This window comes from Leucobacter aridicollis (assembly GCF_024399335.1).
In the GTDB taxonomy this organism is placed as follows: Bacteria; Actinomycetota; Actinomycetes; order Actinomycetales; family Microbacteriaceae; genus Leucobacter; species Leucobacter aridicollis_A.
This window is the reverse complement of the sequence record NZ_CP075339.1, coordinates 2,163,392-2,177,247: the sequence shown is the minus strand read 5'-3', so window position 1 is coordinate 2,177,247 and position 13,856 is coordinate 2,163,392. Positions and strand designations below refer to the sequence as shown.

General features: G+C 63.8%; 14 protein-coding genes. 11 read left to right on the top strand and 3 right to left on the bottom strand.

Translation table 11 applies throughout. The features are described from left to right. Position 1: 1 nt before the first annotated feature. Together KI794_RS09780 and KI794_RS09775 are read right to left on the bottom strand one after the other, a co-directional pair. Positions 2-1,477, bottom strand: a complete 1,476-nt coding sequence (locus KI794_RS09780) for a YifB family Mg chelatase-like AAA ATPase (protein WP_255807964.1) — start codon at positions 1,475-1,477, stop codon at positions 2-4. Next, entirely contained in the window at positions 1,474-1,908 is a 435-nt protein-coding gene (locus tag KI794_RS09775) for a YraN family protein (RefSeq protein ID WP_255807963.1), read from the bottom strand. The genes KI794_RS09780 and KI794_RS09775 overlap by 4 nt, the downstream gene beginning before the upstream one ends. A gap of 340 nt (positions 1,909-2,248) precedes the next feature. Between KI794_RS09775 and rpsB the strand changes: the two genes are divergently transcribed. The 7 genes from rpsB to KI794_RS09740 all read left to right on the top strand — a co-directional run bounded on the left by rpsB (position 2,249) and on the right by KI794_RS09740 (position 7,706). Then, positions 2,249-3,115, top strand: coding sequence for a 30S ribosomal protein S2 (gene rpsB / locus KI794_RS09770; protein WP_255807962.1), 867 nt, complete (start codon positions 2,249-2,251; stop codon positions 3,113-3,115). 73 nt (positions 3,116-3,188) lie between these two features. Beyond that, the gene (tsf, locus tag KI794_RS09765; RefSeq protein WP_119284133.1) at positions 3,189-4,019 is read left to right on the top strand and encodes a translation elongation factor Ts; all 831 of its coding nucleotides are present in this window, start codon (positions 3,189-3,191) and stop codon (positions 4,017-4,019) included. Positions 4,020-4,172: 153 nt separating this feature from the next. Continuing rightward, the gene (gene pyrH, locus KI794_RS09760; protein WP_119284132.1) at positions 4,173-4,892 is read left to right on the top strand and encodes a UMP kinase; all 720 of its coding nucleotides are present in this window, start codon (positions 4,173-4,175) and stop codon (positions 4,890-4,892) included. Positions 4,893-4,961: 69 nt separating this feature from the next. Next, entirely contained in the window at positions 4,962-5,516 is a 555-nt protein-coding gene (gene frr, locus KI794_RS09755) for a ribosome recycling factor (RefSeq protein ID WP_119284131.1), read from the top strand. Positions 5,517-5,521: 5 nt separating this feature from the next. Continuing rightward, positions 5,522-6,466 carry a phosphatidate cytidylyltransferase gene (locus KI794_RS09750; RefSeq protein ID WP_119284130.1) on the top strand — a complete coding sequence of 315 codons (945 nt, stop codon included), beginning with the start codon at positions 5,522-5,524 and terminating at the stop codon, positions 6,464-6,466. Continuing rightward, complete coding sequence (locus tag KI794_RS09745) at positions 6,463-7,029, top strand: DivIVA domain-containing protein (protein ID WP_119284129.1); 567 nt, start codon at positions 6,463-6,465, stop codon at positions 7,027-7,029. The genes KI794_RS09750 and KI794_RS09745 overlap by 4 nt, the downstream gene beginning before the upstream one ends. Before the next feature lie 56 nt (positions 7,030-7,085). Continuing rightward, positions 7,086-7,706, top strand: a complete 621-nt coding sequence (locus KI794_RS09740) for a transglycosylase SLT domain-containing protein (protein ID WP_255807961.1) — start codon at positions 7,086-7,088, stop codon at positions 7,704-7,706. Between the two features lie 474 nt (positions 7,707-8,180). Here the strand turns inward: KI794_RS09740 and KI794_RS09735 are convergent, their stop codons facing one another. Further along, complete coding sequence (locus tag KI794_RS09735) at positions 8,181-8,711, bottom strand: ribonuclease H family protein (protein WP_119284126.1); 531 nt, start codon at positions 8,709-8,711, stop codon at positions 8,181-8,183. A gap of 99 nt (positions 8,712-8,810) precedes the next feature. Between KI794_RS09735 and KI794_RS09730 the strand changes: the two genes are divergently transcribed. The 4 genes from KI794_RS09730 to KI794_RS09715 all read left to right on the top strand — a co-directional run bounded on the left by KI794_RS09730 (position 8,811) and on the right by KI794_RS09715 (position 13,854). Beyond that, positions 8,811-9,860 (top strand): LacI family DNA-binding transcriptional regulator, encoded by a 1,050-nt coding sequence (locus KI794_RS09730; protein WP_119284125.1) that lies wholly within the window; start codon positions 8,811-8,813, stop codon positions 9,858-9,860. 178 nt (positions 9,861-10,038) lie between these two features. Continuing rightward, entirely contained in the window at positions 10,039-11,316 is a 1,278-nt protein-coding gene (locus KI794_RS09725) for an adenosylhomocysteinase (RefSeq protein WP_255807960.1), read from the top strand. Beyond that, positions 11,313-12,530, top strand: a complete 1,218-nt coding sequence (locus KI794_RS09720; RefSeq protein WP_255807959.1) for an adenosylhomocysteinase — start codon at positions 11,313-11,315, stop codon at positions 12,528-12,530. Before KI794_RS09725 ends, KI794_RS09720 begins: the two co-directional genes overlap by 4 nt. A 19-nt stretch (positions 12,531-12,549) precedes the next feature. Then, entirely contained in the window at positions 12,550-13,854 is a 1,305-nt protein-coding gene (locus tag KI794_RS09715) for an extracellular solute-binding protein (protein WP_119284122.1), read from the top strand. The last annotated feature ends 2 nt before the right edge of the window (positions 13,855-13,856 follow it).

Here is a 13,856-nt window from a genome sequence, read left to right as displayed (position 1 = left end):
GCTATTTCGTTGTCCTGTGAACCCGAAGGATTCGGTCGTAGCCTCGCACTGTGAGCGCGCCGAGGGCGAGCGCTCGGTCGATTGTCGTGGTGGCAGCGCTGGGGAGTCGCATCGACTCACCACGTAGCCATTCGCCTGGCACCTCTCCGTTGAGAGTCCAGGGGGTGCCACGGAGCCGTCGTTGTGCTCGCGCTCGAGCCGCGATGACCCGCCCGCGGATGTCGTTGCTTGTCGGTGCCCTTCCGGAAAGCGGTGAGCTCAGGCTGCTCACCCGGCGCACGTTGAGGCGGAGATCGATGCGATCGATAAGGGGCCCAGATAACCTGCCAAGATAGCGCATGCGCGTGTTTGGTGTGCACGTACATGAGAGCGCCGTCTCGGGGGAACCGGCGTTGCCGCAGGGGCATGGATTCGCGGCGAGGACGAGCTGGAGTTTGGCGGGGAGGCTCGCGTGGATGCGCGCTCGTGAGATTGTGACGGTTCCAGACTCGAGCGGTTCTCGGAGATCATCGAGAATGACTCGCCCAAACTCTGGGGCCTCGTCCATGAACAGCACCCCGTAGCTCGCCCGCGAGATGGAACCGGGGCGGATGCCGCGCGAGTCTCCCGTGCCGATGATTGCAGCGGACGAGGCAGTGTGGTGCGGGCTCTCGAATGGCGGCCGGGTGACGAGCGTGTCAAGTGAGACGCCGCTCAGCGAGGCGATGCTGCTGGCGACGAGCGACTCAGGCGGCGAAAGGTCCGGGAGGATGCCCGCGAGTCGCGTCGCGAGGAGTGTCTTGCCTGAACCGGGCGGACCCGTGAGCGACACGTGATGCCTCCCGGCGGCGGCGACAACCATTGCCTCGACCGCCTCCTCCTGTCCCAACACGTCTGACATGTCTGCGGTTTCGAGTGGCTGCAGAGTCGGCGGTCGCGCGGGCCGTGAGGCATCCCGATCAATATCTGGTGCGGGTGCTTCGCCCTTGTGCCAAGCAATCGCGTCGAGAAGCGTGTCGGCCGTCACCACCTCGATGCCCGGCACAAGCCTCGCCTCTGCGCCTGCTTCGAACGGCACCATGACGCGTGAAAAACCGAGCTCGCGCGCGGCGATCACAGCACTGAGTAGACCCACCGGGCGGCGCAGGCTTCCGTCGAGTCCGAGTTCACCAATGTGCGCGGTCTCTGCGAGCTTCGCCGTCGGAACGTGCTTGGACGCCGAGAGCACTGCGAGGGCGATCGCGAGGTCGAACCCGGAACCCTGTTTGGGGAGGGAAGCGGGCGCAAGGTTGACTGTGACGAATCGGTCAGAGATTGGTAACCCCACCTGCGCCGACGCCGTGCGGACGCGCTGCTTAGACTCGGCGAGCGCAGTATCGGGGAGACCAATGATCGTCATCCCTGGAAGCTGGTGCGAGACCGCAGCTTCAACCATCACCGGCGTCCCTTCGAGGCCGGTGAGCGCGATCGCGGCCGCCCGGCGCACCCCGCGGCTCATGCGACGGCCCGCAGGTGCTCAATCTGTGGTGCAGCGTCGCCAGGCCTGAGTGTGATCCCGACAGCGTCGACGCGCAGGCGGGCGCCGCGGTTTCCGGTGGCGAGGCCCCATTCGAGTAGTAACCTTCGAAGCCGCGCTGCCTTGCGCGCGGTGATTGACTCGAGCGGTGCACCGTAGCCGGTTCCGCTTCGCGTCTTCACCTCGACGGCGACGAACACGTCGCCGTCGCTCATCACAAGATCAAGCTCGCCATAGCGGCATCGCCAGTTGCGCGCGATGAGGGTGAAGCCGCGGGAAACAAGATAGTCGGCTGCGATGAGTTCGCCGCGTGCACCGAGATCGCGCCTGGTGGTGGTCGCGATTGTAGTAGCGCGGTCATGTTCGCTGTCAGAGGGGTCTGGCAAGGGTTTCGGGGAGTGCTGGCGTGCCATTTGGCTGCTCCGTTCGTGTCGCTGGGGCTCCAGTCTTCTTGGTCGGAACGTGGGGGAGGTGACCCCGGCAGGAACTGTGGAAAGAACCCCACGTGAGGCGGGCGAATCGCCGGGTGTGGGCGAAGCAGAAAACACGCTGGCGATGGCGTACATGGGACCCGATCCAGTGCTAGACTCTTCTATTGCGCCTCGCAAGAGGTGACTTCGCGTGCCCACTCACCGGAGGTTTGCCATTGGTCCCCGCAAGGGGTGGTGAAACTCGGGGGCACTAGGACTAGGTCGCAGCCGCGGCCGAACAAACCAAACAATCGCGCGCTACGCGCGAGAACAGGAGACGGCAATGGCCGTTGTAACCATGCGCCAGCTGCTCGACAGCGGCGTCCACTTCGGACACCAGACCCGCCGCTGGAACCCGAAGATGAAGCGCTTCATCTTCACCGAGCGCTCGGGCATCTACATCATCGACCTCCAGCAGTCGCTGACCTACATCGACTCGGCGTACGAGTTCGTGAAGAACACTGTTGCTCGTGGCGGCACCATCCTCTTCGTTGGCACCAAGAAGCAGGCACAGGAGGCGATTGCTGAGCAGTCGACTCGCGTGAACCAGCCGTACGTGAACCAGCGCTGGCTCGGTGGCCTCCTCACTAACTTCCAGACCGTCACCGGTCGTCTGGAGCGCATGAAGGAGCTCGAGCAGCTCGACTTCGAGGGTGGCACCAGCGGTTTCACCAAGAAGGAGCTCCTCCTCAAGAAGCGCGAGCTCGAGAAGCTGCAGAAGACTCTCGGTGGTATCCGCAACATGACCAAGACGCCGTCGGCGCTCTGGGTTGTTGACACCAAGAAGGAGCACCTCGCGATCGACGAGGCGAAGAAGCTGGGCATCCCCGTCATCGGCATCCTCGACACCAACTGCGACCCCGACGAGGTTACCTACCCGATCCCGGGTAACGACGACGCAATCCGCTCGGTAGCACTGCTCACCCGCGTGATCGCTGACGCAGCTGCTGAGGGCCTCATGGAGCGCCACCAGAAGCCAGCTGAGGGCGAGGCTGCTGCTGAGCCGCTCGCTGAGTGGGAAGTTGAGCTCCTCAACGCTGACAAGGCAGAGGCTCCCGCAGCCGAGGCGACCGAGGCGACCGAGGCTCCCGCAGCTGAGGCAACCGAGACCCCGGCTGCTGACGCAGCTGAGGCTCCCGCAGCCGAGTAATTTTTCTCTCATAGTCATTGATCTGGGTCGGGCCTGAAGCACCGGCCCGGATCCAAACCCCAAGGAGTCACACATGGCTGCAGTAAGCATGGCCGCTGTGAAGGAGCTGCGCGAGCGCCTCGGCGCTGGCATGGTCGACAGCAAGAACGCTCTCGTTGAAGCCGAGGGCGACATCGAGAAGGCGATCGAGATTCTTCGTCTCAAGGGCCTCAAGGGCGTCGCGAAGCGCGGCGACCGTGAGGCGAGCGAAGGCCTCGTTGCTGCAAAGCAGAGCGAAGGCGCTGCAACGATGATCGAGCTCGTCTGCGAGACCGACTTCGTCGCGAAGAACGAGAAGTTCCTCGCACTCTCGGAGCAGGTGCTTGACGCGCTCGTCGCCGCAGGCGCGAAGAACGCCGAGGAGGGCCTCGCAGCCCCCGCAGGCGACAAGACCGTTGCTGACCTCATCACCGATGAGGCCGCAATCATCGGCGAGCGCATCGAGCTTCGCCGTGTCGAGCGTATCGAGGCTCCCGGCACCGCCGTGTACCTCCACCGCACCTCGAAGGATCTGCCCCCGCAGATTGGCGTTGTCGTCGGTTTCGAGGGTGACGACGAGAAGGCTGCGCTCAGCATTGCTCAGCACATCTCGTTCGCAGAGCCGCTGTTCGTGAACCGTGACGAGGTCCCCGCGGCCGACGTCGACAAGGAGCGCGACATCGTCACTGAGATCTCGAAGAACGAGGGCAAGCCCGAGGCCGCGCTCCCGAAGATCATTGAAGGCCGCCTGAACGCGTTCTTCAAGCAGGTCGTTCTCAACGAGCAGGTGCACGCACTCGACGCTGAGAAGCGCGACGTCGCAAAGGTTGCTGAGGCAGCCGGCATCAAGGTGACAGGCTTCAGCCGCTGCAAGGTAGGCGCCTAGCATCATCAACACAAAACCCGGGCCGTTTAGGCCCGGGTTTTGTGCTGTGCGGACGGTAGGCTGTTGAGTTGAGCAGGCTGGCGCCGCGAATCTGGATCATGGATCCGGAAGAGAGTGCCGGGAGACCGGCGAGAGATTTAATGAAGGAGACGCATGTCCGATCAGAGCAATCGTAAGCGCAGGGTACTGCTGAAGCTGTCGGGCGAGGCGTTCGGTGGGGGAACGCTTGGCGTGAATCCTGACGTCGTCAGCCAGATCGCGCGCGAGATCGCTGCGTCGATGGACCAGACCGAGGTCGCGATTGTCGTCGGCGGAGGCAACTTCTTCCGCGGTGCGGAGCTGTCGCAGCGCGGTATGGATCGCGCCCGCGCCGACTACATGGGCATGCTTGGCACCGTCATGAACGCGCTCGCGCTCCAGGACTTCCTCGAGCAGGCAGGCGTTGAGACCCGAGTGCAGTCGGCGATCACGATGACGCAGGTCGCAGAGACCTACATTCCGCTTCGCGCGATCCGTCACATGGAGAAGGGGCGCGTCGTGATCTTCGGCGCCGGCGCCGGCCTTCCATACTTCTCCACCGACACTGTCTCGGCACAGCGCGCGCTCGAAATTGAAGCGGACGAGGTACTCGTCGCGAAGAATGGTGTCGACGGCGTCTACACGGCGGATCCTGCAGTGGACCCCGAGGCGACGCTCATCACCGACATTACGTACAACGAGGCGCTCGTGAAGGGCCTCAAGGTCGTCGACTCGACAGCCTTTAGCCTGTGCATGGATAACGGCATGCCGATGCGCGTTTTTGGCATGGAGCCAGCGGGGAATGTCACCGCCGCTCTCCGTGGCGAGAAGCTCGGCACGCTGGTACACCGCTAAACTCGAACTATTGCAGAAAACCGATTGCTGGCCGTACGGGTCAGTGAGGAGTCGTGGAGGAGATGCAGCGTGATTGAAGAAGTCTTTGCAGACGCAAAGGAACGAATGACCAAGGCGGTTGAAGCCGCAAAGGAGTCGTTCGCGACCGTGCGTACTGGGCGTGCAAATCCCGCGCTGCTCCAGAACCTGATGGTCGACTACTACGGGACGCCAACGCCGCTGCCGCAGTTGGCGTCTGTCGCCAACCAGGATGCGCGCAGCCTCATCATCACGCCCTACGACAAGGGCGCGATGAAAGCGATCGAGCAGGGTATCCGCGACATGCACAACCTCGGAGCGAACCCAACGAACGACGGCAACGTGATCCGCGTGACGCTTCCCGAGCTGACACAGGAGCGCCGCAAGGAGTTCGTGAAGATCGTGAAGACCCGCGCAGAGGACGCACGCGTGGCAGTTCGCAACGTGCGCCGCAGCGCCAAGGATGACCTCGACGCCCTGAAGAGCGAGATCGGCGAGGACGACGTCGCACGCGCGGAAAAGGAGCTTGAAGTGCTCACCAAGCAGTTCACCGATCAGGTGGATGAGGCCTTCAAGCGTAAAGAAGCTGAGCTTCTGGAAGTCTGATCCGTATGTCAGGGGGAGGGCGGCGCGAGGAGATTCGAGCACATCTCGACTCGACTCGCGCCCAGCTCGAGGCGACACGGGCCCAGCTCGAGGCGACGAACGCGAGAATCGAGAAGAAAGCCGGCAGGAATCTCTTTCTCGCCATCGGCGTCGGCCTCTTGCTCGCCGGGGTGTTCCTGGGGAGCCTGCTGTTCTTTGACGGCATCCTGTTCGTGTGGTTCATCGCGCTGCTCGTTGGCGTCGCCGTCGTCGAGCTCGCGACTGCGTTCCGCGTAGCCGGTCGTCGCGTTCCGCGAATTGGCGTTGTTGTCAGCGGCCTCAGCATGGTTGCCTCGGCGTACTTCTACGGCGCTGAGGGGCTCTTGCTGAGCTTGTTCGCCGCATCCGCTCTCCTCACAATCTGGCGTGTCGTTGAAGGCCTTGCAGCCCGCACGCCTGTCGAGCCGAAGACACTCATCCGCGACATCTTCTCGGGGCTGTTCACACTCGTTTACGTGCCATTCCTCGGAAGCTTTGCGGTGCTCTTGCTTGCAGTGCCGAACGGGCAGTGGTGGGTCTTCGCGCTCGTACTCGTCGCGGTTTCGGTCGACATCGGCGCATACGCTGCTGGTGTCACACTCGGCAAGCACAAGATGACGCCGCGCATCAGCCCCAACAAGACATGGGAGGGCTTTGCCGGAGCAGCAGTCGCCGCCATGGTTGCAGGCGTCGGAATAACTGTTGCGGCGCTTGACCAACCCTGGTGGGTTGGGTTGATCTTCGGCGCGCTCGTGCTCCTGACCGCGACCGGGGGAGACCTCACTGAGTCCCTCATCAAGCGTGACCTGAACGTGAAAGATATGAGCAACTGGATCCCGGGCCACGGCGGATTGCTTGACAGGCTGGATTCGTTGCTTCCATCCACTGTCGTTGCCTTTGGCCTTGCACTGGCGTTGGGAGTTTTGTCGTGAGTCACGGTGCAGAAAACGAAAGCCCGTTCCCGCTGACCTCTGGCCGCGAGCGCGGCTACAAGCCGCAGCAGGTCGACGAGTTCCTCGATCGCGCGCGGTCTGCGTACGAGGAGGGGGGTGCGCCGAGTCTCACCGCAGATGACGTGCGCAGCCTCGCGTTTAAGATGCAGCGCAAGGGGTATTCGCCCAGGCATGTCGACGCGGCTCTGGACCGCCTCGAGGATGTTTTCTTCGAGCGCGAACGGCGGGCCGTGGTTCGAGAGCAGGGCGAGGACGAGTGGTGGCGCGAAGCTCGTGGCTTGCTCTCTGACGTTCGTGGTCGAATCGGTCGGCCGCGTGGCAAGCGGTTCAGGCGGCGTGGAGTATTCGCTCTCGGCTACCGGCGCTCGCAGGTCGACGCCTTCCTCGATCGGATCGGTGCGATGTTCGCGAACCGCGAGATCTCGGTGACCCCTGGCGAGGTGCGCGAGGTCGTGTTCCACCCCGAGTGGCGCGGGTACGACGAGGCGCAGGTTGACGCGTTGCTCGACTCGCTTGTCGACATCATTCTGTCCACACGCTGATCCCTGATTTGTTCGCCCTTGGCTTCCCAGCGGCCCTGATATAAGATCGTTACATTGTGAGTACTCAGACAACACGTCCCACCCGTCCCTGGATGCGCATGCGAGCGCCGCTTGCGGTCGCTGCCGTCGCTGTACTCCTCGGCGGCGCCGCTGTTGCGCCGATGACTCTGACTGACGCGAACGCCGATGTGATTCCGGCCGCGCTCAACGAGCGGCTGTATCAGGAGTTCGTGCCGAACGAGAACCCGGCCGACGATTTCGTCCTGCCCGAGGTTCCGATCGAGAAGCTTCCCGACCCGAAGCCTGAGCCAAAGCCTGAACCCGCGAAGACAGAGACCGGGACCGAAGCAACTCAGGACGCAGTGCAGGCTCCGGCCGCACTTCCACGCTTTGAGGGTGGCGGGTCGCCGGCGGAATGGATGGCTGCGGCTGGCATCGCCGAGAGTGACTGGAGCTATGTCGATTTCATCGCGCAGAAGGAGAGCGGCTGGAACCCGAACGCCACGAACCCGTCGTCGGGCGCGTGCGGCCTGATCCAGGCGCTGCCCTGCAGCAAGGTCCCGGGAAGCGGCTACAACCCAGTCGACAACCTCCGCTGGGCGAACGGCTACGCGACTGACCGCTATGGCAGCTGGGCAGGCGCGTACGAGTTCTGGACCGCGAACCACTGGTGGTAACCGGTGGCGCGCAGTCGCGGACCGAATAAGTACCAGCGAGCCGCCCAATCGCCTCAGCGCGATGTGACCCGGCTTGCCTACGGCGGCGCCCGTAAAGAATTCGTTGGTGGGCGCGAGTGGTTCGTGCGGGATATCCCTGCACACCGGGCTGAGAAAGCGTATCGCTGCCCGGAATGTGGCACGGACGTGCCCGCTGGTCAGGCTCACGTTGTCGCATGGCCCGCCGATCATCTGTTTGGCGATGAGGCCGCTGTGCGCGACAGGCGTCACATCCACGCGCACTGCTGGCGCGGCCGCTAGCTTGCAGGTCGCTGCTCGCTCGTCCGTTGACTACTCGGGCATCCTTGCGGCCGCAATTCTCCTGTGGCACCCCAATTCTCCGGGTACTTGGGGAGCACGCGAGGATGTGAAGAGGTTCGTGCTGCACCAGGGAGTGGCCCATAGGGTGCGACCGGCTCGAGCCGCGTCACCGCGCTAGAACAAGGTTGGGGGAGCCTGCTGCGTGTGAGCTCCGTTCGCCTGCATCTCGGGAGTGGGGCCCGCACCGGCGAATCCGGGACCACGGTTTGGCTCGACTCCGCGCTGGTAGGCCTCCGCTGCCCAGCGAGCTCGGTCGTCAGCGGCCTCGTTGAGCGGGTGCCCTGCGTGCCCCTTCACCCATTCGAATTTCACGTCGCGCCCGACGAGTGCCTTGTCGAGTGCTTCGAGCAGCTCCCGGTTCAGCACGGGCTTCCCGTCTGCCTTACGCCAACCGCGGCGTTTCCAGCCGGGCATCCACTGTGTGACTGAGTTGATGACGTATTGGCTGTCGCACTGCACGAGAAGGGGCTCAGCGAGGTCGGCTGTCGCATGCAGCAGATCGAGCACGGCCATGAGTTCGCCTTGGTTGTTTGTTGCGCGCGGCCAACCACCTGCCCGCCAGCGGTCTTCGTCGATGACCCAGGCCCACCCTGCGGGGCCTGGGTTGCCGAGTGCCGAACCATCTGCTGCCGCGGTAAGTGTCATGCGTAATATCTTGCCAGGGGTTGCCGCAGATTCGGGTCGCTGCCCGCGTGTCCGGGCAGGCGGGCGTGGCGGCGGCCTCCACCCCTACAATGAATGACCATGGGTTCATCTTCACGCCGCCCGACGCTCGCCGATGTTGCAGCGAAGGCTGGCACTTCGACTGCCGTCGTGAGCTATGTCGTGAACAACGGGCCACGGGCGGTGGCGCCGGCGACGCGTGAGCGCGTTGAGAAGGCGATCGGGGAGCTGGGGTACCGGCGAAACCCGATCGCTGGGGCGTTGAGCGCTGGCCGGTCTAACCTTGTTGGGCTGATTGTGCCTGACACGGCGAATGGGTTCTTTGGTGAGCTGTCGCGTTGCTTCGAGGCTGAGGGACGAAAGCGCGGTTTCCTCACGATGCTCGGCAACACGGGGTACGACGGTGAGATCTCTGCCCACTACATCTCGGGCTTCTCTGATCTGCGGGCGCGCGGAATCTTTACGATGAGTGTTGCGCAGGGGGATGAGATCCCATCCGACGTGCCGTTCGTCTTCATCCATTCGGTTCCCGAGGGCGTCACGGCTCCGAGTGTGCGATTTGACGATCACGCTGGAGCCAAACTCGCGGTGGAACACCTGATCGGTCACGGCTTCACAGACATCCTGTGTCTGGCAGGCACGCACGCCGGAGACCCGGCGAGCCTCCGCGTGCAGGGGTGGGAACAGGCAATGGCGGAGGCTGGCCTGCCGACCGAGGGGCGCGTGTATCGTAGCTCCTTCGACAGGGTGCAGGTCGAGGCTGACGTGCGCGAGATTCTCGAGGGCGGAGAATGGCCTGAGGCGATCTTTGCGACGACCGATGAACAGGCGCTCGCGGTGTTGCGGGCCGCAGCGGCTGTCGGCGCTCGCATCCCTGAGGATCTTGCCCTTGTGGGCTTTGACGGAATCCGCGAGGCCCTCCTCGGCAGGGTGCGGCTCACCACTGTCCGGGTGCCGATGGAGCAGCTTGCTGAGCGCGCCTTTGACATGCTTGAAGAGATCGGTGCGGCCGCGCAGAGTGGCGGTGACTCGCCGGGCCCGCTGGCTGCGCATCTCGTGTTCGCCGGCGAACTTGTGGTTGGGGAGACGTGCGGCTGCCCAACTTCTGGGACCGCTATCGGCGAAGCCTGAGTGCTGCCTATTTGCGATCTCTGAGGGCCCGTAGCCCTTGGGATTCTGCCGCTTGCCGCTTGCGTGGAGCGCCGACTAGCACATGTCACGCGGCGTCACTTGCCTTTGACGACGCCGATCTAAGCGCTAAGATAATTTCCGTTGACGAACTTCGGGTGGCCGGAGGGTTGGGGGACGTATGGCGCAAGAGGCGAATCAGACAGCTGCCGCAGAGGACAGGACCGCTGCGCTCGCACGCGACGGTGCCGCCCGGATTGAGTGGGTGCGCACACACTCGCCCGTTCTCGATGGCTACGTGCGCGAGGCGGTGAACGACGGGTCGCTGCGCGGCAAGCGTGTCGCTGTCGTTGTACACCTCGAAGCGAAGACTGCGTTCCTCGCGACGGTGCTCGCTGACGCGGGTGCCGAGGTCATCGCGGCCGGAAGCAACCCGCGCACGACGGACGCATCCGTCGTTGCTGCGCTCCGCGCACGCGGCATGACTGTAGTCGCAGACGCCGGGGGAGACTACGACAGCTGGGAGCTCGAGCTCAAGGCCGCAGCAGACTGCGAACCGGATTACATCATCGACGATGGGGCCGAGCTCACGATGCGCACCGCGGAGCATCGCCCCGACGTGTTTGCGAAGCTCAAAGGCGTTTCGGAAGAGACAACCACCGGTACGGCGAGGCTGCAGGCAATGGCGGCCGCCGGCAACCTTCCATTCCCGGCGCTCACCGCGAACGACGCACGCTGCAAGCACCTGTTCGATAACCGCTACGCGACAGGCCAGACGACACTGCAGGCGCTCCTGCGCCTCACGAACCGCCAGATTGCAGGCTCGCGCATCGCGGTCGTTGGTTACGGCTACGTCGGCAAGGGACTCGCGCTCTACGCCAAGGCAATGGGTGCGCGAACGTTTGTGACGGAGGTTGACCCCGTCCGCGCGCTTGAGGCTCACACCGATGGGCATACAGTCGGATCCCGCGCGGAGGTGTTCCCAGAGGCCGAAGTCATCATCACAGCCACAGGCGGGATGCGCGCGATCGGCGAGGCAGACATTCAGTACCTCGCGCACGACGTCGTGCTTGGCAACGCAGGGCATCACGACCTTGAAGTCGATACCGAGGCCCTCGAAGCTGCATCTTCTCACGTCTTCGAATCGCGCCCGGGCATCACAAGCTACACCGTCGGGGATCGGGATCTTCACGTGCTCGCCGGTGGCGCGCTCGTCAATATTGCCGGTGGCAGTGGCCACCCGGTCGAGGTCATGGACCTGACGTTCGCGGTGCAGGGCCTCGGCGTGCACCACCTTGCATCGACTGATCTCGAGCCGGGCGTGCACATCCTGCCGAAGGAACTCGACGATTCGATCGCAACGGCAAAGCTCGCGTCGTACGGGATCACCCTGGACGAGCTCCGCGCCGATCAGCGCGACGATCACACCGCACGCATGGAAGAGGGGGGCGCAGCATGATCGACATCACCGGGTCTGGCGCAGAGCGCATTATTTGGGCGGCTCGCAGCATGCCGGTGCTGCGCGCAATCGCGGAGCGTGTGAAGCGCGCCGGGACGCTCGCGGGCGTCCGCGTTGGTGTGAGCCTCGTGCTCGAGCCAAAGACAGCGAACCTTGCGCTCGCGCTCCGGGATGCCGGCGCCGACGTCGTGGTGTACTGCAACGCGTCATCGACGGATCAGCAGGTTGTTGAGGCCTTGCGTGAGCAGGGCTTCCAGGTCTTCGCAGATAGCCGCGCAACTGAAGCTGAGGAGCTCCAGCTTGCACGGGAGTTCCTCGAGACTGGCCTCGACATTCTTATCGACGATGGCGCCTCAGTGACACGACTCGCGCACCGCGAATACCCAGAGCTTGTTGCGAAGATGATCGGCGCAGCTGAGGAGACCACGAGTGGGGTTCGCCCCCTCCGCGTGATGAACGAGGAGGGCGAGCTGAAGCTCCCCGTTATCGCCGTCAACGACTCTGCAGCGAAATATCTCTTCGACAACATCTACGGCACTGGTCAGTCGTGCGTGATGGCGTTCGTTGACATTACGAACCTGCAGCTCGCGGGCCGCCGAGTCGTGGTTGTTGGCTACGGCTGGGTTGGCATGGGAGTTGCGAAGTATGCTGCGGCGCTTGGAGCCCGTGTGATTGTCTCCGAGATTGATCCAATCCGGGCTCTGCGTGCACTTCACGACGGCTATGAGGTCACAGCCTTCCGTGAGGCAGCAGTGACGGCCGAGGTGGTGTTCAGCTGCACCGGTCTCGCAGACGCCGTCACAGCCGAACACGTCGAAGCGTTGCCAGAGGGTGCCTTCCTCTGCACCGCCGGCGGAGGCGACTTCGAGATGCCGATGGACTACCTTCGTGGCCTCGGGGACGCACGTCACGTGCGCCACGCGGTCACTGCCTACACGTCGCGCGCGGGCCGGACAGTCAATCTCATCTCCGAAGGAGACTGCCTGAACTGCGCCGACGCCGAGGGAAACCCCATCGAAGTGATGGATCTCTCGCTCTCGCTCCAGGCTCTCGCAGTCGAGCGGCTCGCCGCCGGCGCGAAGGACTGGAAACCGGGAGTCTACGACCTGCCAACCGACATCGAGCAGGAAGTCGCCCGTATTCGTCTCGAGGCTGCAGGCGGCAGCCTCGAATCCCTCACAGATCGGCAGCGCGAAGCCGCGCGTGCCTGGTAAGACAAAGGACCACACACTCATGACATCGACTCGTTCACGCGTGCTCGGCGGGGCCGCTGCCCTCGCTGCAGCGGCAATTGCGCTCACCGGCTGCTCTACCGGGGGCGCGGACACTGCAAACACCCTCACCTTCTCGGAGGTACCGAAGGACGATACCACCCTCAAGGTTTGGACGTTCCTTCCCGACAACTACGAGAACGGCGACAAGGCCTACGACCAGATCATTGACGCGTTCAATGAGCAGTACCCCCAGGTGGAGATCGAGCTCACCACGATGCCCTATGGCACCTACTGGGATCAGCTGCGCAACTCGGGCGTCTCAAAGAGCGGCCCCGACGTCGTGACGATGTACGGCGGCGCGCAGGCGTACAGCTACCGTAATTCGCTCTTCCCGCTGCAAGACGCGATCGACCCCGAGATTGAGGGCGATCTTCGCTACCTCGAGGACAACTACTCGAGCGACGGCAACCTCTACATTCTTCCGACAGGCGCGTACGGCTATGCCTTGCTTGTCAACCAGGATCTGTTCGCGAAGGGTGGCGTCGACCCCCAGAGCATTGCGACCTGGGACGGCCTGATCGGCGCGTGCAAGACGCTCGACTCGAAGGGCATTCTGCCGTTCGCGACGGGTTGGCAGGACGGGATCCTGATGGAGACCCTCATGTACATGATCACGAGCCAGCAGATGGACGCTGACACTCTCGTGAAGTGGACTCAGGGCGAGCTGAAGATGGACGACCCGCTGTTCGGGCAGGCCGTTGACCGCATCCTCGAGATGAATGAGGCAGGCTGCTTCGGCGGCGAGGAAGGCCTCGGTCGCGCAATGTACGACGACGCCTTCAACCAGTACTACGCTGGCGACGCGGCAATGTTCACCACTGGTGGCCTCGCGACCGCCGAGACCGGCTACAACGATCAGCCGAGCACGACAGTCATGCCGCTCCCGCAGGTGCCCGAGTCCAAGTACGACTCGCTCATCGACGCTGGTGCCGAGGCGGGCTGGTCAGTGACCAAGTGGACGAAGTCCCCAGAAGCTGCGAACGCCTTCGTGAACTTCATGGGTGGTGCGACCGCGCAGCAGATCCTCTGGGACGTCGCGAACGTCGTGCCGAACAACAACGCAGTACAGGCTGAGGCCAAGACCCCGATGCAGGAGGCCTTCGTGCCGCTCATCGTGAACGACGAGAACCACACAGGTTTCTCCTCGTACCCGCTTGAGGTGCTCGCGGTCATCGAGCGCAACGCTGGCCCCCTGGTCAGCGGCAAGTTGAGCCGCGACGAATTCCTTGAGCAGGCGATCCGCGCCTTCGACAAGAGCGCCTAAGC